1 protein-coding gene is annotated in these 655 nt (G+C 30.5%); it reads left to right on the top strand.

Going from position 1 to position 655, the window contains the following annotated elements:
- Positions 1 to 28: 28 nt before the first annotated feature.
- On the top strand, positions 29 to 655 hold a 627-nt coding region (locus Q4557_RS19840), incomplete at its 3' end, for an HAD-IB family phosphatase (RefSeq protein WP_303415063.1).

Genomic DNA, 655 nt, shown 5'->3' with positions numbered 1-655 from the left:
GTTATACCCAAAGGCGATGTTCCTATATATGAATCCTATAGCACTCTTTGATTTCGATAAAACGATTATAAACAAAGATACTTGTTTATCTTTTATTCTGTATGCATTAAAGAAAAACCTCCTACGTTACTTTTTTGCATTATTGATTACACCTATCTCATTACTATTTTTTCTCTCAAATAAAACTAGATTTATCGGAAACTCAATCTATTTATGGGTCGCAACCGCAGGTCTTTCTATATCTGGAGTACAAGAACTTCGTACAAGTTTTATTAACCATTATGTAAATTCACCAGAAGTAATGATTTACAAAGATGCACTAATTAAAATTGAAGAACATTTTGAACAAGGTCATCAAGTAATAATCATAAGCGGTGCTTCGACATGGATGGTTGAAGGAATAATAAAAACAATAGATGTGCCTAAACTGCAAATATTAGGATCAGATGAACAACGATTCTTTGGTGGTATGATTAGCCGTTTCCATTGTTTTGAACAGAATAAGGTGAAAATATTAGATCAACTTTTAAATATCAATAATTACTCTCAAATTTTCGGTTATTCAGATAGCTCAGCAGATATTCCTTTACTGTCAATTTGCCACAATAAATATGTTGTAAACCCAAGCCAGAGAAGTTTAATAAAATTTAAAAAA

The sequence above is a fragment of the Shewanella sp. 5_MG-2023 genome (assembly GCF_030547465.1).
Lineage (GTDB): Bacteria > Pseudomonadota > Gammaproteobacteria > Enterobacterales > Shewanellaceae > Shewanella.
Note: the sequence above shows the minus strand (reverse complement) of the source record. Positions and strands in the feature narration are given on the sequence as shown.